This is a genomic window from Parabacteroides sp. APC149_11_2_Y6 (assembly GCF_054506995.1).
In genome coordinates this window covers 1,092,376-1,111,137 of record NZ_CP173709.1, presented here as the reverse complement: position 1 = coordinate 1,111,137, position 18,762 = coordinate 1,092,376, and the positions used below count along the sequence as shown (strand labels likewise).

17 protein-coding genes are annotated in these 18,762 nt (G+C 42.8%); 8 read left to right on the top strand and 9 right to left on the bottom strand.

Features of this window, described 5'->3' with window-relative positions; translation table 11 throughout:
• Positions 1 to 11: 11 nt before the first annotated feature.
• The 4 genes from ACGE0T_RS04555 (at position 12) to ACGE0T_RS04540 (ending at position 4,396) form a co-directional block, all read left to right on the top strand.
• The gene (locus ACGE0T_RS04555) at positions 12 to 1,067 is read left to right on the top strand and encodes a LacI family DNA-binding transcriptional regulator (protein WP_459189353.1); all 1,056 of its coding nucleotides are present in this window, start codon (positions 12 to 14) and stop codon (positions 1,065 to 1,067) included.
• A 167-nt stretch (positions 1,068 to 1,234) separates the two neighbouring features.
• Positions 1,235 to 2,047, top strand: a complete 813-nt coding sequence (locus ACGE0T_RS04550; RefSeq protein WP_459189352.1) for an SDR family oxidoreductase — start codon at positions 1,235 to 1,237, stop codon at positions 2,045 to 2,047.
• Between the two features lie 19 nt (positions 2,048 to 2,066).
• Positions 2,067 to 3,260, top strand: a complete 1,194-nt coding sequence (gene uxuA / locus ACGE0T_RS04545; protein ID WP_459189351.1) for a mannonate dehydratase — start codon at positions 2,067 to 2,069, stop codon at positions 3,258 to 3,260.
• Between the two features lie 284 nt (positions 3,261 to 3,544).
• Positions 3,545 to 4,396, top strand: a complete 852-nt coding sequence (locus ACGE0T_RS04540; RefSeq protein ID WP_459189350.1) for a M23 family metallopeptidase — start codon at positions 3,545 to 3,547, stop codon at positions 4,394 to 4,396.
• A 6-nt stretch (positions 4,397 to 4,402) separates the two neighbouring features.
• On the opposite strand, the gene ACGE0T_RS04535 is transcribed toward ACGE0T_RS04540, so the two are convergent.
• Positions 4,403 to 5,587 carry a THUMP-like domain-containing protein gene (locus ACGE0T_RS04535; protein ID WP_459189349.1) on the bottom strand — a complete coding sequence of 395 codons (1,185 nt, stop codon included), beginning with the start codon at positions 5,585 to 5,587 and terminating at the stop codon, positions 4,403 to 4,405.
• A 667-nt stretch (positions 5,588 to 6,254) separates the two neighbouring features.
• On the opposite strand from ACGE0T_RS04535, the gene ACGE0T_RS04530 reads away from it, so the two are divergent.
• Complete coding sequence (locus ACGE0T_RS04530; RefSeq protein WP_459189348.1) at positions 6,255 to 6,530, top strand: HU family DNA-binding protein; 276 nt, start codon at positions 6,255 to 6,257, stop codon at positions 6,528 to 6,530.
• Positions 6,531 to 6,759: 229 nt separating this feature from the next.
• Positions 6,760 to 7,131, top strand: a complete 372-nt coding sequence (locus ACGE0T_RS04525; RefSeq protein ID WP_459189347.1) for a TerB family tellurite resistance protein — start codon at positions 6,760 to 6,762, stop codon at positions 7,129 to 7,131.
• A gap of 103 nt (positions 7,132 to 7,234) precedes the next feature.
• Here ACGE0T_RS04525 and ACGE0T_RS04520 read toward each other — a convergent pair whose 3' ends face one another.
• The 8 genes from ACGE0T_RS04520 to mltG form a co-directional block, all read right to left on the bottom strand.
• A complete protein-coding gene (locus ACGE0T_RS04520) occupies positions 7,235 to 7,813 on the bottom strand; it encodes a sugar O-acetyltransferase (RefSeq protein ID WP_459189346.1) in 579 nt (192 codons plus the stop codon).
• A 52-nt stretch (positions 7,814 to 7,865) separates the two neighbouring features.
• Positions 7,866 to 9,014, bottom strand: coding sequence for a glycerate kinase family protein (locus tag ACGE0T_RS04515; RefSeq protein ID WP_459189345.1), 1,149 nt, complete (start codon positions 9,012 to 9,014; stop codon positions 7,866 to 7,868).
• Positions 9,015 to 9,021: 7 nt separating this feature from the next.
• Complete coding sequence (locus ACGE0T_RS04510; protein WP_459189344.1) at positions 9,022 to 11,436, bottom strand: alpha-L-rhamnosidase-related protein; 2,415 nt, start codon at positions 11,434 to 11,436, stop codon at positions 9,022 to 9,024.
• A 248-nt stretch (positions 11,437 to 11,684) separates the two neighbouring features.
• Positions 11,685 to 12,473 (bottom strand): 4Fe-4S binding protein, encoded by a 789-nt coding sequence (locus ACGE0T_RS04505; protein ID WP_459189343.1) that lies wholly within the window; start codon positions 12,471 to 12,473, stop codon positions 11,685 to 11,687.
• A gap of 6 nt (positions 12,474 to 12,479) precedes the next feature.
• Complete coding sequence (locus tag ACGE0T_RS04500; protein ID WP_459189342.1) at positions 12,480 to 12,986, bottom strand: TlpA family protein disulfide reductase; 507 nt, start codon at positions 12,984 to 12,986, stop codon at positions 12,480 to 12,482.
• Positions 12,987 to 13,051: 65 nt separating this feature from the next.
• A complete protein-coding gene (locus ACGE0T_RS04495) occupies positions 13,052 to 13,633 on the bottom strand; it encodes an indolepyruvate oxidoreductase subunit beta (protein ID WP_459189341.1) in 582 nt (193 codons plus the stop codon).
• Positions 13,630 to 15,228, bottom strand: coding sequence for a thiamine pyrophosphate-dependent enzyme (locus tag ACGE0T_RS04490; protein ID WP_459189340.1), 1,599 nt, complete (start codon positions 15,226 to 15,228; stop codon positions 13,630 to 13,632). Before ACGE0T_RS04490 ends, ACGE0T_RS04495 begins: the two co-directional genes overlap by 4 nt.
• Positions 15,229 to 15,333: 105 nt before the next feature.
• A complete protein-coding gene (gene mltG / locus ACGE0T_RS04485) occupies positions 15,334 to 16,377 on the bottom strand; it encodes an endolytic transglycosylase MltG (RefSeq protein ID WP_459189339.1) in 1,044 nt (347 codons plus the stop codon).
• Positions 16,378 to 16,548: 171 nt separating this feature from the next.
• On the opposite strand from mltG, the gene ACGE0T_RS04480 reads away from it, so the two are divergent.
• Together ACGE0T_RS04480 and ACGE0T_RS04475 are read left to right on the top strand one after the other, a co-directional pair.
• Positions 16,549 to 17,751, top strand: a complete 1,203-nt coding sequence (locus ACGE0T_RS04480) for a hypothetical protein (protein WP_459189338.1) — start codon at positions 16,549 to 16,551, stop codon at positions 17,749 to 17,751.
• A 116-nt stretch (positions 17,752 to 17,867) separates the two neighbouring features.
• Positions 17,868 to 18,761, top strand: a complete 894-nt coding sequence (locus ACGE0T_RS04475) for a FimB/Mfa2 family fimbrial subunit (RefSeq protein WP_459189337.1) — start codon at positions 17,868 to 17,870, stop codon at positions 18,759 to 18,761.
• Position 18,762 lies beyond the last annotated feature (1 nt).

The window sequence follows — 18,762 nt, the reverse complement described above, 5'->3', positions numbered from 1 at the left end:
CTTTTCTATTCATGGGAAAGACATATAGAATTAAAGACATTGCTGAACTATCCGGTGTATCAACCGGAACAGTAGACCGTATTCTGCATAATCGCGGAAAAGTCTCGGAAGAAGCACAGAAAAAAGTAGAGCAAGTATTAAAGGAAATAGACTATCATCCCAATTTGATAGCCCGTTCGCTTGCTCTCAAAAAAACATATCATTTCATTGTACTGATACCTTCCTACACTCAAGGTGAATATTGGGAAAAATATTGCCTGGGGATAGACAAAATAGAGAAGGAACTGTTCAGCTACAATGTAGAGATTGAAAGGATGTTCTTTAATCAATATGACAAAAGTAGTTTCGACAAACTAATTCCAAAAGTTGAAAATTCAGATTGCCAAGGGGTTATTACTGCAACTCAATTTCAAAACAGCGTCCTGCAACTTATCCGGATACTGGATGAAAAAGAAATTCCGTATGTATTGATAGATGCTTTGATAGAAAATACAAATTGTATTGCCTATTATGGTACCAACTCATATGATTCCGGATATATTGCAGGACGTTTATTATTTGAACAAATCTCCAAGGATGAAGATGTTGCCATCTTCCGTTTTATCCGTAAAGGCGAAAAACAGGTAACGCAAATCATGAAACGGGAAGATGGTTTCAAAAGCTATTTGTCGGAAAAGGGCCATAAAGGACAGATTTACACCGTACAACTTCATGCAGACGAATTAGAGGCAAACAAAACCATTCTGGATAACTTCATAAAAGAACATGATAAAATAAATGCCGGGATCATCTTCAATTCGAGGGTACATCTTCTCGGAGCCTATTTCGAAAGCCGGAACCGGAAATTTAAACTTATCGGTTATGATGTGATCGATGCCAATGTGCATTACCTCCAAAACGGTCATATTACCCACCTGATTGCGCAACGCCCGGAGGTACAGGGACTAAACTCCGTACGTGCCCTGTTTAATCATTTGGTATTAAAAGAAGAAGTATCTCAGATAAACTATATGCCTATAGATATCCTGATAAAAGAGAATATCAGCTACTATAATAATTATATCTAAAGACAACATCTGTACCAGCAACTCATAATACCCTATAAAAGTTAAGGAGCACTTTTATAGGGTATTTTTTTCTCCTCTTACTTTGGCATGTTAAATAAATACATACATTTGCAATAATGTGTGCGCGAGCACAACTTATGGAATTATCACAACAAAACAATAAAAATATGGCTAATTTATTTTGCGTAAAGGACAAAGTGGTCCTGATTACCGGCGGTGCCGGTATTTTAGGTAGCGCTATCGCCGGACATCTGGCAGAAGAAGGCGCTAAGATTATTATCCTCGATCGTGCCGTAGAAACCGGCGAACAGCTTGTTGCCGGAATTAAGGCTAAAGGAGGAAATGCAAGCTTCTACTTAACAGACGTTTTAAATAAAGAAACTCTTGAACAAAACAAAAAAGATATTCTTTCAAAACATGGTCGTATCGATGCCTTGCTCAACGCAGCCGGAGGTAATATGGCAGGTGCCACCATCCCCCCGGAAAAAACTATTTTTGATCTGGATATTGATGCCTTCCGAAAAGTGGTCGACCTGAACCTGTTCGGAACCGTACTCCCGACAATGGTCTTTGCCGAAGTTATGGCAAAACAGAAAGAGGGAGCAATTGTAAACTTTTCATCCGAATCGGCTCTGCGCCCTCTTACGCGTGTGGTAGGTTACGGAGCTGCCAAAGCAGCTATTTCCAATCTTACTAAATATCTTGCCGGCGAACTTGCCATCAAATTCGGAGAAGGATTACGTGTCAATGCCATTGCTCCCGGTTTCTTCCTGACGGAACAAAACCGGACATTAATGACAAACCCGGATGGTTCATATACGGAACGTGCTCTTTCTGTAATTGCCCATACTCCGTTCAGACGTTTAGGTACCCCCGACGAACTATTCGGTACGATTCAATATCTGATTAGTGACGCATCCCGATTTGTAACCGGAACTGTAGCTGTCGTCGACGGTGGTTTCGATGCTTTTTCCATTTAATTTCAAAAAAGACGAGACTATGTATTTATGTGAACAAACATGGCGCTGGTATGGTCCGAACGACCCTGTCAGCCTTTCGGATATCCGCCAGGCAGGTGCAACAGGAATTGTAAATGCACTACATCATATTCCCAACGGGGAAATATGGACCGTAAATGAAATCCAAAAACGAAAAGAACTGATAGAAGCCGCCGGTCTACGCTGGAGCGTTGTAGAAAGTGTACCCGTACATGAACATATCAAAACACAAACCGGAGATTTCCAAAAGTATATCGATAATTATAAGGAAAGCCTTCGTAACCTGGCAGCTTGCGACATCCGGATTGTAACCTATAATTTTATGCCGGTATTGGACTGGACCCGTACAGACCTCGCCTATACAATGCCCGATGGTTCCAAAGCCCTGCGCTTTGAACGTGCTGCATTTATGGCATTCGACCTGTATATCCTGCAACGTCCGGCTGCAGAACAAGAATACAGCGAGAGCGATAAAGCCATAGCAAAAGCCCGTTACAACCAAATGAGTGAAGCAGAAAAAGAATTGCTTGTCCGTAACATGATAGCAGGTCTGCCCGGCTCGGAAGAGAGTTTTACACTGGAACAATTCAGGGCTGAACTGGAACGTTATAAAGATATCGATGCAGAAAAGTTGCGTAACCACCTGATTTATTTTCTCAAGGAAATCACTCCGGTAGCCGACGAAGTTGGCTTGCGTATGGTCATCCACCCGGACGATCCTCCCTACTCGATTCTCGGCCTGCCCCGCATACTGAGCACAGCGGATGATTTTCAGAAACTGATTGAAGCTGTCCCGAACCAAAGTAATGGCTTATGCCTGTGCACCGGTTCATTTGGAGTCCGTAGTGATAACGACCTGACTCGTATTATGGAACGTTATGGCGACCGTATCGATTTTGTCCACTTCCGCAGTACCAAACGGGATGAATACGGGAATTTCTATGAAGCCAACCATTTGGAAGGGGATGTCGATATGTATGGTGTAATGAAAGCATTGCTCGAATTACAGCAACGCCGGGGTTGCTCCATTGCCATGCGCCCGGACCATGGGCATCAAATGATTGATGATTTAAAAAAGAAAACCAATCCCGGATACTCCTGTATCGGACGCTTACGCGGATTGGCCGAACTACGCGGATTGGAAATGGGGATAGCCCGTTCTTTTCTATCCGGCAATAAAACCGATAATAAATAATATAAGATATTCCCGTAATCGTAAGTTCGGACCCTGCCCAAAAAGACATAAGAAATACAGTGGTAAGTAGTTGCGCAGTTCTCTTTTACTACCCGGAACATAGTTTCCACTACCCGGAACATAGCAGAAACTATGTTCCGGGTAGTGGAAACTATTTGCGCGGATGGATGAAAAGAAAATCCAAACAAATCCAAACAAATCAGAAGGTTTTGTAAAGTCCTGATTAATAAGGTGGAATTTCTCTGCACTTTTTCTTATTTTTGCAAACTATAAATTTTTACACGATGCAGAAAACACGCTATACACTGATAGTAATATTAGGATTGTTTGCTTTGGGAGCATGTCATACCATTTTAAAGACCTCCTCCAATACCACATTGGAACCGGTTTCCCTGCAACCAATCACCATAGATATCCCCCTACCCACTACAGATATAGCTTTCCTGCTTCCGGAAGCTCCCGAACTGAATAAAGTCGTATCCCCACGTAAAAGCATCAATGAGAATTTTTCCCAGAGGGAGAAAAACGATGTTGCTGTTCCCGACCCTGTATTAATGGCAGACAGTAAATCGCTCATTATTGATTTAGCATCTATCCAGAAAGAAGATTTTGCATTTCCGTTGCCGGGAGCAAAAGTAATCTCCCCATTTGGAGGACGCCGCAGGAACCATACGGGAATAGACATAAAAACCTGTGCAAATGATACAGTGCTTGCTGCTTTTGACGGTATTGTCCGTTTGGCAAAAAGTTATTATGGCTACGGAAATTTAGTGGTAATCCGTCATTACAACGGATTGGAAACACTCTACAGCCACAACTCCAAAAATCTTGTAAAACCAGGAGAAAGAGTAAAAGCGGGTCAACCCATAGCACTTACCGGACGTACCGGAAGAGCTACTACCGAACATGTCCATCTGGAAGTCCGGGTAAACGGGCAGTATTTCGACCCGAATCTGGTATTCAATTTTGCAGAGCATAAGTTAAAAGACCAATGCCTGATTTTCAGTAAAAAAGGGAATCGAATTGCAGTTAAATCATATGAGCCAATGCCTCATCAGTTTGCAGACAATTATACGTATGCACCTTTCAAAAAAAAGACGTCGGCAGAAACTGTCCACAAGCATAATTCGCTCTGATAATTATTATTTCCTGCACTTTATCAAAACTTTTTCTCCATCGGCAAGCGTAGTTGCGAACAGGTAAATATCACCGCCATCAGATATTTTTGTCCGCTTACGTAATTCTTCAACGGCAAGAGGAAAATTGCGGACCGTTATATTTGCACGAGGAATCAGCTTTGATAACCCCTTACATAACTTTCCATTAAAAGGCAATACTTCCTCCACCTGGAATATACGTCCCGGAAAACCGGGCACTTTATCTTCCGAAGTATACAAATGGCTGCTTACATGTAATTTCTTCACATTTAAAGCAACCGCTACTTGCTTGAATGCTCCGGCTTTAAGTATGGAAGCATTGGGTTCATACAGCCAATTCCCTACTTTGCCGGACAACAACAAAGGCGCATCCTGTTCCTCTTCCAGTGTAAACCGGAAAGCGTCTGTAGAACCATCCGCCAGATAATTTACACAATGGACAGCCGGAACATCCGAATAGCCCCGCTCAATTACAAATAGAAGTTCCTTACATTCATTCTTTACAGAAAGAACATGAATGGAAGCTGTTCCCGGCAACAAATCCAGTGTTAACCGGATATCTGCCATAGGCGACAATTTTGCGATTACTCTCGGAGCACGTTGCAAAAGTACAGGAAGCAATACGGGCAAGTCCGGTTCACAATCAGACAGAGCAAATACCCGCTTATTACACTCGCCGCGACGGGCCGGGTCTATATAAAAAGCATCTACCGCCGGAAGTTCGTTCACATACTCCGTTGTGTCTGCATTTATAACACGGATATTATCGGCACCTAATATTCGGAAATTATGACGTGCAGCTTCACAGTACGCAGGAAATCGTTCTATATAAGTAAGATGTTTTACACGGCACGAGAAAAAATAACTGTCTATTCCCAATCCCCCCGTCAAATCACACATTGTATGATTCTCTTCGACCAAAGACTGCTTATAACCGGCCGTCTGCTCGGATGAACATTGCTCCGCTGAGATACGGGAAGGGAATATCAGAGATAAATTAGCATACCAGGAAGGCAACTTATCTTTAATCTGCCGCCTTGCTGCTATCTGGTCAGCCAAAAAAGGAATATCCAAATCCGGATATTTAGAAGCAGAAAGTAATAAACGGGTTAGGTCGTCCGCTAAGTGTTCTTTGATAAAATTTATCTGTACAGATGTTAGTTCCTCCATTGCATACCTTGTTTTAACACTATAAAGGAACAACAAAAAACGGAATTACAACAAAACATTCTCGAATAATTAAATATATATGACTGAAGGATATGCGAAACGGAAAAGCAAAAGACAGCGGAGAAAAACTAAATAAAGTTGTTTTTAAATAGAATTATTTGTTTTTTTCGGTTTAACATTTACCTCAAATATAGATACAAATCAAAACTTTATAAGTATTGAAAATTATACGATGCAAGCAGTACAGCAATTACATTTAGTAGCTAAAAAAAACGTAGTTCTGCTTGAACTAACAGCATACTTTCTTATTTTTACACAAAGATATAATATATTTCAAAAGGAAAAGTATAGTCATCACTTTTATATTGATTTTTTTATCTTTCAAGCGTTTACTTAACCGCATATATTACAACAATAGACAATATTATATATTATTTTACATACGAGATTTGCATAAACAAGTATTTTCATATATGAATAATCAACATATCTGACTCAAATTATATGTAGTTCAAGCAGAACTACGCTTCTGTTAAATATTGTACCTATATAAATCGGTATATTTTACGATATTGATCTATATAAATCAAGACTAAAAGCCAAGCAATGTTCTTATTCATTTAATTATACAAAATCTCATAAATCTTAAATTATCACTCCTGCAAATATGAATAAAATAGGATTAGCAAAACGAATATCAGAACGAACATCTTTACCATACAAAGATGTATTAGATTTCATTGATATATTGAATGATGAAATTATAGAAATATTCAAAGAAGACGAACGCCTTGTTTTAAAGGGGTTTGGAGCTTTCCATGTATGGAAACAAACTGAACGGGTTGGACGTAATCCAAAGACAGGAACAGCCTGCACTATTCCCCCTCGTTCAAGTATTAAGTTTAAACCTGGAAAAAAGCTATTAGAAGGATTGAATAAATAACATCTTTTTAGGATATTAATTATTTGCGTTTTTAAGCAAGACTTTTATTCTTCTAAGAGTTTCTACAACTCTGTTTAAAATAGTTCATAAATGGTCTGAATATCATGTAGTGAGCAAAAAAAGACTAATATTTGAGTCTATTTTATGCAGAATATAATTATTTATATACATTGCTTCCAATATCTAATAGACACTCACTTATTCTTTAACAATAAAAACAACTTAGAAAATGAAACATTTTAAAGAACTCAAGCAATCCATACTTATGGATGGACGCATCGATGCACAAGAAGTTGAATTACTACAAGAACTTCTTTACGAAGACGGGATTATAGACAAAGAAGAAGCTGAATTTCTTTTTGAACTGAATGACGAGGTCATAAAAGAAGACAATGATTTAAGTTGGGATGCCTTTTTTGTAAACGCAATAACCAATTTTTTACTGGACGACAAAAAATCTCCGGGAGAAATAGATGAAGAAGAAGCCAAATGGTTACTTCAACACATACAAAAAGATGGCAAAATAGACGACAGAGAGAAAGCTCTGTTGGAAAATATCAAAAAACACTCAAAGAATTTTCCAGATATACTTAATTTATAAACAAAAACCTTACTGATTGAGTGAAGCCGGGTTGCCCCTCTTATAAAATAGAGTCGTGCAACCCGGCTTTTTCATACCGGCTATTAAAGCTGTTCCTAATTATTTACTTCTTATGGTCCGCATCCGTTATTTCCCGAAGCACACGGCAGGGATTTCCTACAGCAAGGACATTGGAGGGTATATCTTTTGTCACAACACTTCCCGCACCGATAACCGTATTGTCGCCAATGGTTACCCCAGGCATGACACAAACCTGCGCGCCTATCCAAACGTTGTTACCTATAATAATGGGATAAGCATATTCCAATCCCCGGTTCCTTTGTTCCACATCCAAGGGATGCCCTGCCGTATAGAACCCACAACCGGGAGCAATAAATACATTGTCTCCGAATGTCACTTTTGCCCCGTCCAGAACCACACAATTTACATTCGCATAGAAGTTCTCTCCTATTTCAATATTGTAACCGTAATCACAATAAAACGGAGGTTCTATTACAAAGCTGTTCCCGGTCTTACCCAATAACTGCCGGATAAGCCTTTCCTGTTCGCTTGTCTGCGAGGGACGTAAATGATTGAACTCATAACATATTTCCTTACACGCTTTTCGTTCTGCGAGTAATTCCATATCATAATTTGCATCATACAGTCTACCTGCTTTCGCTTTTTCTTTTTCACTTTCCATAAATAACCATCTATTAATATTCTCCTGACAAATGAGTGAGAATTTATTTCACCTATCTGTCTGTTCCCATTGCTTTTCTAAAAAGGCAAAGTTGGGTTACGAGTTGTTTTACATTCTCATACGCAAAGGCAGGTTCCATTGCCTTTTCCAAAGACACAGGTCCCGGAGTAATAGAGAACACTCCGGAAAAGCCTGCCTTATTCAGCACACCGGCATCCTCTATACTGCCAGCCAATAACACGACAGGAACACCTTGCACTGTTGCTTCTTCCAAAATACCGGACGGGACTTTCCCCATCGCTGTCTGGTGGTCGGCTCTCCCCTCGCCGGTAATAATCAGGTCGGCACCTTTTATCTTATCCGAAAAGGCGAGCGTATCCAATAAAAGACGTATTCCCGGTTTCAATGCCGCGTGTAGAAAAGCGAGCAATCCCCCTCCCATACCTCCGGCAGCTCCGGAACCGGGATAACCGGATATATCCTTCCCTGTATGCTGTTTTATCACTCCGGAAAGCATACGCATAGCGGCATCCAATTCTTCCACCATCTCTGGCGTTGCTCCTTTTTGGGGAGCAAAAATACGGGCGGCTCCTTCCAGACCGTAAAACGGGTTACGCACATCGCATGCCACGGTAAATTGTGACTCCTTCAATGCCGGATGTATAAGTTCCGTATCGATGGAAGCAACTGCCGCCATCATCCTGCCGCCAAGTCCCAATTCCTGTCCGGCTGTATCCAGAAAACGGAATCCTAAAGCCTGAAGCATCCCCAGACCGGCATCATTGGTAGCACTTCCTCCGATACCGATTATAAATTCACGGCATCCGCGTTCCAGAGCATCTTTAATCAATTCGCCCGTGCCAAAGGTTGTGGCCAGCATCGGGTTTCGTTTGTCTGGCGAAACAAGCGGCAGACCACTGATTGCCGCCATTTCTATCAAAGCAGTCTTACCATCACCGGAAATGCCGTAGCGGGCTTCACGCAACTCCATCAAAGGACCATGTGCCTGAATGGAGACATAGTGCCCTTTTGTTGCTGTGACCAGGACATCCAACATCCCTTCGCCGCCATCGGCAACAGGAAGCATACAAATTTCGCAGTCAGGAAAAACAGCTTTCACACCTTCGGTTGCCGCCTGTCCCACTTCTACGGAGGTCAGGCAACCTTTAAAAGAATCTATGGCGATAACGACTTTCTTCATATAGACACTACTTTACAGACAAAACCTGTTCGCCGGAATGCAGCTCATATTGTTCTCCCTTCCAGATAAATATTCCTGTAACACCATCCGGCAACACCAGACGTGCCGTAAGTTTCCCCTTCTTGTCTACTTTATAACCGGCAAAGATAGTTCCGGCAGGATGCGGCATCGTACCGGACACTTCTTTCAATATGCCCAACGACGGGGCAATCCGTACTTTTTTAAAACCGGGAGCCTTGCTGTCTATTCCCAGCAGAATACGGAAAAATTCAATATTCGGGCTTGCTCCCCAGGCATGGCAATCCGAACGCGACGGCTCCGGCATTTCGGCCCAGGTAGTCAGTCCCAAATCCATTTGGTCCCGCCATATTTGCAGGTTGTCCAGCAGCAAATCTCCCATGCCTGCTTTCCCTAATGCCTGATGTACATAATAACGGAAATAGATGGTGGACTGTATCAAATCATCTTCACTCAACGTCTTCATCATCACCTCCGTAGCCTCTTTTCCCGTTACGATTCCAGCCAATACCGCCAATGAGTTTACATGTTGGGAATAACTGCGGTGGTCGTATGTATCGGCAAACAGGCCGCGTGCGGCGTCCCAATACTTTGCTTTTATCGTATTGCGTATGGAGGTTGCTACTTTTTGATAATGCACTCCCATCGTCAGCATTCCGAAAGCCTGCTCCATTTCGGCCGCCGCTTCCAGAGTCAGGATATACATCAGGTCCTGAAAAGCGGAATTGCCATTCTTTTCGCGAACCGGTTCGCCATTCGGGAATCCGGCAGCCCAGTCGGCAAAAAACCAGTGAGGGACATATCCGAGGCTATGGTCCGGTTTCAACCATTGTTCATACCAGGCAAGGATATTGCGGTAGGCGGGCAATAAAGACTTCATATACGCTTCGTCTCCCCTGTACATCCAATAGTCGTGCCCCATACAAATCCACCAAAGGGAAAAAGATGAAATAAACTGGTGGACGGAAGAAGGATAACGGCTCATTGTAATTCCATCTGCAACAATCGATTGCCGTCCCTGTTCGATGGCATTTTTCACCATATAGGCATCCCGCGTATTATACAGGCTAATCATTGCCTGGATACGGGTATCTCCAAAATATTGCAATTGTTCGTAATACGGGCAATCCATATAGGTCTCGTTCGCACAGAGGCGTGCCGTACGCCAGCCGATTTCCAGCATCTCGTTCAAATCGCTATGTCCGGGAGCCGAGAAACTTATCTCTTTCTGAAACGGATAGGCGGAAAACGTCCCGTATATATCTTCCAAAACCAAGGGTTCCGAGGCTGTGGTGATATTCACATCCAAATATCGCCAGGTACGCCACCAGAGGGATGTAAAACTGCGCCCGCTACCTCCATCGACAATCACTTTGTCTTCATACCCTACAAAACGTTTTCCTTTGATATCGTTCCTGTTTCCTTTTACGGGAAGGGAATAAGATTTTGTCGTACCACTCACCTTATCTTCATACAGTGCTTCGGCATACCCCACTGAAATTTCGGCATCCCGTCCCTTACTGAATAGTAAAGAAAGATAGCCGGTAGTCAATTTCTCATTATCCAGCAAAAGATGGACTTTCGTATTCGCCGGAATAGTAAAAGTAGTTTTCTCCTTCAAAAAAGCAGCAGGGCATTTAATTCCTTCAGCCAAACGGACAGAGGCAAGCCGCTCCTGCTTGTATTCCATCGGAGGAATGGGAGAAGGAACAAGCAGCCTTCCGGGATAATCGCGTGCTCCCTTTGCTGCACCTTCCATGCCGGCACGCGCTTTCGCCCAACCGCTGTCATCATAGCCGGGTTGTTCCCATCCCCACGGATAGTTGGCAGCCGAAACCAATTCGCCCGGACCGACCACAAAATAGCCGTAAACGGGTTTATGCCATGGGGTATAGGCTTTATTTTTCATACAAAGCCACGAATCTCCGGTATTCACGATTGCTTCTGCACCGGTATTTCCCTGCAATAAAAATCCGGTCTGGTTATAGCTTATCTGTGCCACCGGCTTCTGTTCCGCATAATTCCAAACCACAGCAGCAAGCACATTCTTTCCTTTTTGCAGATAAGGAGCCAAATCTACTGTTTCATAATTCCAGTTGTAAATGTCGCAACGTGAGGGTCCCAACGACACAAATTTGCCGTTCAGGTACAGTTTGTAGCGGTTGTCCGCCGTAACATGGACAATAAAACGAGACGGGATTTCAGACAGTTCAAATGTTTTACGCATATGGTAGACCCCATACGTATTGGCCGGTTCGTCCGGTACGGATATCCAGCGTGCGTTCCAGCGCCCGGCAAGCAAATCAGGATTGATGTCCGCCTGTTTATATCCTTCCAGACGTATCTGCGAGGACAGAGACAGGCTGCAACAGAAAAATAACAACAAGAAAAGGTGCGTTTTCATACTATACATTGGTATTAGTGGTTTTACAATCTCAAGATATTCACAAAGATAAAGTTTTCAGACTGTAAATAAACGCCCGGATTTCTCTTTTTATGCAGATTTAGGGAAAAAACCGTATCAAAAAAATTGAAGCCATGTCAATCTCCCGGTTGAAGCAGTGTCAATCACTCGGTTGAAGTCGCGTCAACCGGGAAGTCGAAGCCATATCAATCTCCCGGTTGACACAGCCTCCTCAAACAAAAGCATACTCAAATAAACAACTCCGGTTCGCGGCGGGCACTGAAATTCTGGAAAAGCATGGCCGTATAAGGGGTATCGAAAGAGCGGGCACCTAATGGACATTCTTTCACGCAAGCACAGCATTTGATGCAGGAAGCAGGGTCTGTAAAAGCCACCCCGTCGGTAAAGACGATGGCAGAAACAGGACATACCCCTTCACAATATTCGCACTGGTTGCAGATTTCTTCATTTACAACCGGAGCCTGAGGGGTGGAAGGTCCTTTCACCTTATAGGGGAAATTCCCTTTAACCGCTAATTTCTTTACTCCTTTCAATGAGGATATTTTATCCATCTTCAGCAATATGTCGCGCCCGAAACGCATGGCAATCTGCAAATCATCCTCGTCCGGACGACCTGCTGCTATCGGCATCTCTTCGCGGCTGTATGAATGTTCGCCGATAAAAGCGCCACCGGATACTGCAACAAAGCCCTGAGCAGTCAATGTATCGGATAATTCAAGAAGTGCATCCTCATAGTCCCTGTTTCCGTAAAGGACAACCGGCACAACAGGAGATTTATGTCCCCTGAAAGCACGAAGCCGCTCCATGGCTGTTTCGGCAACACGCCCTCCATATACGGGAACAGCAACAATCGTCAGTTCATCATCATAGATATCCACTGTTCCCTTTGGAGTATTATAAGTGATGTCTGATTCCAACAAGGATTTAAAATGCATCCCTTCGGCAATGGCATAAGCTATTTTTGCAGAAGTATGTGTCGGAGAAAAATAGACGATATGTACGCTTTTACATTCCATGGTTATTTATTTTAATGCGGTCTCTATGGCTTTCATCAAAGAGGCAAAGTCTTCGTCGTTATATCCCTTGGATGTATAGATTACTTTCCCGCTTTTATCAACCAGATAGCTGCGTGGAATCAGGTTCTTTGCAAATGCGCCGTAGATGGAACGGTTTTTATCCGGGTACAAAGGGAATGTAAATCCTTTCTTTTCGTTGTATTTGGAAAGGTCTGCATCCGTATGTTCCCGTCCGATTACCAGCAGGGCAAAATTTTTATTGTCTTTATACTTGGGCCAAAGCGTTTTCTGGACTTCCGCCAGTTCTTTCTGGCAAGGGGGACACCAGGTAGCAAAGAAGTTCACCAGGACCACTTTTCCCTTTAAAGAAGCGGAAGAAAGTTGCTGTCCGTTGTCCGAAACAATTGTGAAAGCCGGCATTTTATCGCCCACCTTTACAATGTCGCCATCATCCTGCGCTTTACAAGAAAGGGCAAGTAGAGTGAATAAGCAGAGTAAGAGAGACTTTTTCATACTATTTATGTGTTTTGTTTGACGGAAAAACAGGGACGGACTTTTTATCCGCCCCCGCTACTATATTATCGCATCGTCTGAGCGACATCAAAACCGGCTTTTAAAGCCTTGAGGTTCATTTCCACCACCTCTTCGCCTTTACGTCCGAAGATACGGCGGATGCCATCCGCTATTTTATCATATTCAATGCCGATAAACGGAGCGGCAGCACCCAGCATCACAATATTGGCAGTACGGGGAGAACCGACGTTCTTAGCAATTGCTTCCACATCCAGTACGACTTTATGAGGTAATTTATCCAATTCGGCATTTACCTTTTCTATCTCCGGATAGTTCGGGATATTAATAAAAGGCTGTGAATTGGTCACCAGCCAACCTTCTTTTTTAAGGAACGGCAGATAGCGCAGACTTTCCATCGGTTCCAGTGAAATAATCAGGTCGGCCTGTCCTTTCGGAATCAAGTCGGATGCAATCGGCTGGTCGGACAGACGGAGGTTGGACTGTACGTCTCCCCCACGCTGGCTCATACCGTGTACTTCCGCCTGTTTCATATACAGACCTTCCTTCAATGCAGCTTCGCCGATAACGGCAGCAATAGACAGGATACCTTGTCCTCCTACTCCTGATAGTATAATATCTGTTTTCATTTCTTGCTTGCTTTTTTCTTTCTTGTTAATGTCTGTATACACTCGCGGCGCGGAATCAATACGGATACCCCTTTATATTCAATTTCTTCACGAATAATAGACTTCATTTCCTCGTAGTTTTTCTTCAGGGGAATCATCACGCGGATATGCGCCGGGTCTACCCCGATACCAGCACAGATAGACTCCAGGCGTCCGGTACCTGCCGAATCCTGACCGCCAGTCATTGCCGTTGTTTCATTATCGGAAATAACGATCGTGATATTGGTATTTTCATTTACGCAATCCAATAAGCCAGTCATGCCCGAATGAGTAAACGTAGAGTCCCCGATTACAGATACAGCAGGGTAAACTCCGGCATCCGAAGCGCCTTTTGCCATTGTAATGGATGCCCCCATATCGATACATGTGTCGATTGCACGGAACGGAGGCAAAGCTCCCAATGTATAGCAGCCTATATCTCCAAAAACTTTGGCGCCTTTATATTCCGCCAACACTTCATTCAATGCTTCATACATATCGCGGTGTCCGCAACCCTGGCACAATGCGGGCGGACGCTGTTCTACCACTTCCGGCTGCGCATAATAACTGGTAATATCCTTACCTAATGCTTTGCCTACTGCATCCGGAGTAAGTTCGCCGTCACGCTGCAAGGTTCCGTCCAAACGTCCGTGTACAGGGATAGTCAATCCTAAGAAGCCTTTCAGTTGTTCTTCCACTACCGGATAGCCTTCTTCCAAAACCAGTATTTCCTTGCATTCGCTCACCAATTTCTCTATTTGCTTTTTAGGCAGCGGATACTGGCTGATTTTTAAAACAGGATTTTCAAAACCGTCCGGATAATTCTCAGACAGGTAGTTGAAAGCGATACCGGTTGTTATGATACCCAGTTCCTTATTCGGAGCATCGAAATACTGGTTATATTTAGATGATTCAGATTCTGCAACAAAACTTTCCTGAGCTGCCAGCAACGTTTTAAAACGTTTACGAGCCAATGCCGGCAGAAGGATAAAACGCTGACGGCCGTCTTCCGGTGTATGCATCTCGTTCATCGGTTTCATTTCACGGCGTAACACACCGGCACGGGAATGTGCCATACGGGTAGTGATACGGACAAGGACAGGATAACCTAACTTTTCCGATAAATCAAAACCGTCATATACCATATCATACGCTTCCTGCTGACTGGAAGGTTCAAGCATCGGAATCATAGCGAAATTGCCGTATACACGGTTGTCCTGTTCGTTCTGGGAAGAGTGCATGGAAGGGTCATCGGCCGAAATAATAATCATTCCCCCGTTCACTCCACTCATAGCAGCATTCATAAAGCAATCGGCTGCCACATTCAGACCCACATGCTTCATGCAGCAAAGTGCACGTTTTCCGGCATAACTCATACCCAAAGCAGTCTCCATTGCAGTTTTCTCATTTGTGCTCCAACGGCTGTGGATACCTCTTTCCTGTGCGATTGCCGAGCCTTGGATATACTCGGTAATTTCAGTCGACGGAGTTCCGGGATAAGCATAAACACCGGACAATCCGGCATCAATAGCTGCTTGTGCTATTGCCTCATCCCCTAAAAATAGATGTTTTTCCATGAAATATTTTTTTGTTGAATTGATACAATTCTGTTATTCAATTGACAAAGATACTTTTTTTAGCCTAAAACAAAAGCTAAACGGATATTCTTCATCCGGTTGGTTCTACCTGATTCCTCTCCGGTTCAGTTCCGCCCGGTAACGATTGGCATTGCGATTATGTTCTGCCAGTGTTGCCGCAAAATTGTGCCTGCCTGAAAAATCTTCCTTGGCACACATATAAAGATAATTGTGCTGCATATAATTTAATACGGCATCCAATCCTTTGATTGTAGGAATGCGGAGCGGTCCCGGAGGAAGACCAGCATACTTATACGTATTGTAAGGCGAATCGATTTCAAGATGTTCAAACAAAATCCGTTGCAGCGAAAAATCGCCTATGGCAAATTTCACTGTGGGATCGGCTTGCAAAGGTATTCCCCGGTGCAGGCGGTTGAGATACAAACCGGCAACTATAGGATATTCATCCGGCGCAGCAGTTTCTTCTTCCACAATAGAAGCAAGGGTGGCCACTTCCACGGGGGTCAGTCCGATTGCTTTGGCTTTATCAAGACGGGCCGGCGTCCAGAAAGCATTATACTCCCGTTTCATACGCTGCATAAGTTTATCCGCCGGGATATTCCAATAAACCTCGTAAGTGTTGGGTATAAAAAGGGCATTAATCGTTTCTGTAGTAAACCCCAAGGAGGCGCAATAGGCGGAATCATTCAATAACGCCAGTATCTCATCCTCTTCTACCATTAACTGCTCACTTAACCGTTCTGCAAGATCTTTTTTAAAACGGATGTTATTAAAAGTCAGCTTTGTTGCCGTTTGATGGCCACGACGCAGGTCATTCAATAATTTGAGGTTACTCATTCCGGGATGTACGGCATACCGTCCGGTCCGCATATTCTCCGGATATTTCAGCATTCCGGCCAACTGCTTAAAACTACCCGGATGCATACAACCCGCCGAATCCTGCAACTGGCGGCATAAATCGGAAAAGTCTTTCTCCCGGTCTACAAATACATATACGGTTTTTGATAATTCAAAATTAGGGGCGAGAACGAGACGGTATCCCCAAAAGGCTGTTCCTGCCAACAAAAACAGGCAAACAGAAAGTAATCCTATGATAATCGTGCGCTTAGGCAACTTCTTTTCACTCATATCTGTTAATAATATACTGAATGTCAGAATGAGGAGCAAAATTAATATCTTTTTCCCATAGATATATAGTCTACCAAAACTTATTTCAGATAATGATTGTTTAATGGTAATCGATTTTAAACAACAAAAACACAATTATTAAAAACTAAAAGAAAAGAGAAAGGACAATTTATGAAAATTTACAGTACTTTTTTAAGCATATCAATAGTTTTAGCCCTGACCGCATGTTCTAAAGACAATGACGAAGATCTGGCTACGGTAAACCAAAGTAAAAATATATCAGTTAGCTTGAGTGGACTCTCAACCAAAGCCTCCGACCCGACTGATTTGTTTACCAAAGATACTATGAATGTGAACAGTGTATTAATTTATCTGACCGATGTAAACGGAACCGTTGTCACTTCGCGAACAGTCACCAAAGATAATGTGCTGAACTCCGACTGGAACAAATTGATCGACCCTGCCCTGGGACTTAAATTCATCAATATAGCCAAAGCAGTCTCCAAAGTTTATGTTTATGGAAATCCGGGAAATGCCGTAAACAACAATGTTATTTCCACGACTTTGACAGACCAGCAAGGGTCCCAGGTTATTTATAGTGGTTTCGACGATGATCTGACTCCCATTGAAAGCGAGCCTGTAGAGCCGGACCCAACCTCCGGAAAAACGTATACAGCATCAGTTTCCATCGCTCCTGTCGTTGCCCGCCTACAGATAAAGAGCATCACAATCAAACCCAATGGTTCGTTCCTGTTTACACGAAAGATTAATAGTGTAGATAAAACCGCCACTGTATCCTGGACAAATTTCAGTGCAGACATCATGGGTATTTATATGAATGGATTCTATAATGCATATAATAATCCGGGCAATTTGGAACAATTATGCAATAATACGACATTCACGTCCCATATTACCAACGGCCAGTGGCTTTTTGAAAATAACCCGACATTGGATGCTGCACCTTTTGCCAGCTACAACAAGTTTGACGGGACAAACTACCAACCATTGCCTACTGCACTGAACGGAAAATGTTATGCCTTCAATTTCTTCCCGGGAATGGAAGTGCCGAAACTGCATCTGGATTTAGCCAATATTAAAACCGAAAACCTTGCATCCACAGACCCAGCGGTATTTAACCCGGCATTGATTACCGATGTTCGTTTTGCCAATGTGGTAAAATACTACAAAGATATCAATACCGAAATGGTAGCTTCCGACTTTAAACCGGGCACGATTTATAATATGGACATCGAATTAATCCCCATGCTGGATAACGACTTGGGAAATATCCAGTATAATGTATTAGTCAAAGTCAGTATAGAACCGTGGAAAGAAGAGACCATCATTCCCGGCTTTGACCTCGAACAGTAAAAGCCAGTCCCTTTCCCCATACAGAAACATCCATGACACTCCATGCCTGGCATGGGGAAAGGTCTCTTACACCCTGTCCGAAACATATTTGAGAACTTAACATACAGTAAAACAATATGAAACACATAAGCATATTCTGTATCTTCTTTCTGTCTGCACTCTTTACCGGATGTATCAGAGAAGATTTGGAACCTTGTAATACATTCTTATACTTCAGCTATCTGGGGGATGAGAATCGGGAAATATTTCCTGATAAAATCGGGAAGGTAAACCTGTATGTTTATAATGTGAACGATGCATTGATTGAAGCAATTACATTGGAACAACATGACCTGTCCACACGCAGAGGCATCGAATTAAACCTGCCGGACGGATTATACAAAGTGGTTTGCTGGGGAAACTCATACGTTGATACGCAAATAAACAATCCGTCGGCAAGAGGATTAGCTTCTGTTGCAGCTCCCCGCTATTTTACCGGTGAGACTATTTCTACAAATGACAGCCTGTATGTAGGCATAAAAGATATAGAAATAGATACGAGCCATTCAAGCGAAGATACCGTATACTTTAACAGTGCACACATAAAAATGCAGATAGAGGTACTTGGTACCGGAACCCTGAAACTGACTAAAAACGAAAATGTTCCATTCCGTATTGAAGTAGGAAATTTGAGTTCCAACGTCAATTTCAACAAAAACTTTTCCCAAGAACGCATATCTTATCTACCTTCCGTATCTTCCAATGAAGAGATGACAAGTTATACCAGTAGGTTCAATGTACTACGGTTTGAAGATGAGAATGATATCATTGTTTCCCTGAAAGATAATGACTCTCAGGCTACATTATATACACTAAACTTACAACAATTCATGAAGGAATATGGGATTTCCGTCCATGGAAAAAACGAAGTGCTGGTTGGCATACGTTTTCGTTTTAATGGAATGGCTATCACTGTAGCTCCCTGGAATGAAGAAAACATAAAACCCGGCATAGGAAACATGCCCATTTAGA

Bases quoted from the DNA above. Each gene is read 5' to 3' on its own strand.
- ACGE0T_RS04515 (WP_459189345.1), bottom strand. From the start codon at position 9,014: ATGAAGAAAGTCGTTATCGCCATAGATTCTTTTAAAGGTTGCCTGACC.
- ACGE0T_RS04535 (WP_459189349.1), bottom strand. From the start codon at position 5,587: ATGGAGGAACTAACATCTGTACAGATAAATTTTATCAAAGAACACTTA.
- mltG (WP_459189339.1), bottom strand. From the start codon at position 16,377: ATGAGTGAAAAGAAGTTGCCTAAGCGCACGATTATCATAGGATTACTT.
- ACGE0T_RS04505 (WP_459189343.1), bottom strand. From the start codon at position 12,473: ATGGAATGTAAAAGCGTACATATCGTCTATTTTTCTCCGACACATACT.
- ACGE0T_RS04555 (WP_459189353.1), top strand. From the start codon at position 12: ATGGGAAAGACATATAGAATTAAAGACATTGCTGAACTATCCGGTGTA.
- uxuA (WP_459189351.1), top strand. From the start codon at position 2,067: ATGTATTTATGTGAACAAACATGGCGCTGGTATGGTCCGAACGACCCT.
- ACGE0T_RS04475 (WP_459189337.1), top strand. From the start codon at position 17,868: ATGAAACACATAAGCATATTCTGTATCTTCTTTCTGTCTGCACTCTTT.
- ACGE0T_RS04510 (WP_459189344.1), bottom strand. From the start codon at position 11,436: ATGAAAACGCACCTTTTCTTGTTGTTATTTTTCTGTTGCAGCCTGTCT.
- ACGE0T_RS04520 (WP_459189346.1), bottom strand. From the start codon at position 7,813: ATGGAAAGTGAAAAAGAAAAAGCGAAAGCAGGTAGACTGTATGATGCA.
- ACGE0T_RS04495 (WP_459189341.1), bottom strand. From the start codon at position 13,633: ATGAAAACAGATATTATACTATCAGGAGTAGGAGGACAAGGTATCCTG.
- ACGE0T_RS04525 (WP_459189347.1), top strand. From the start codon at position 6,760: ATGAAACATTTTAAAGAACTCAAGCAATCCATACTTATGGATGGACGC.
- ACGE0T_RS04550 (WP_459189352.1), top strand. From the start codon at position 1,235: ATGGCTAATTTATTTTGCGTAAAGGACAAAGTGGTCCTGATTACCGGC.
- ACGE0T_RS04530 (WP_459189348.1), top strand. From the start codon at position 6,255: ATGAATAAAATAGGATTAGCAAAACGAATATCAGAACGAACATCTTTA.
- ACGE0T_RS04490 (WP_459189340.1), bottom strand. From the start codon at position 15,228: ATGGAAAAACATCTATTTTTAGGGGATGAGGCAATAGCACAAGCAGCT.
- ACGE0T_RS04480 (WP_459189338.1), top strand. From the start codon at position 16,549: ATGAAAATTTACAGTACTTTTTTAAGCATATCAATAGTTTTAGCCCTG.
- ACGE0T_RS04540 (WP_459189350.1), top strand. From the start codon at position 3,545: ATGCAGAAAACACGCTATACACTGATAGTAATATTAGGATTGTTTGCT.
- ACGE0T_RS04500 (WP_459189342.1), bottom strand. From the start codon at position 12,986: ATGAAAAAGTCTCTCTTACTCTGCTTATTCACTCTACTTGCCCTTTCT.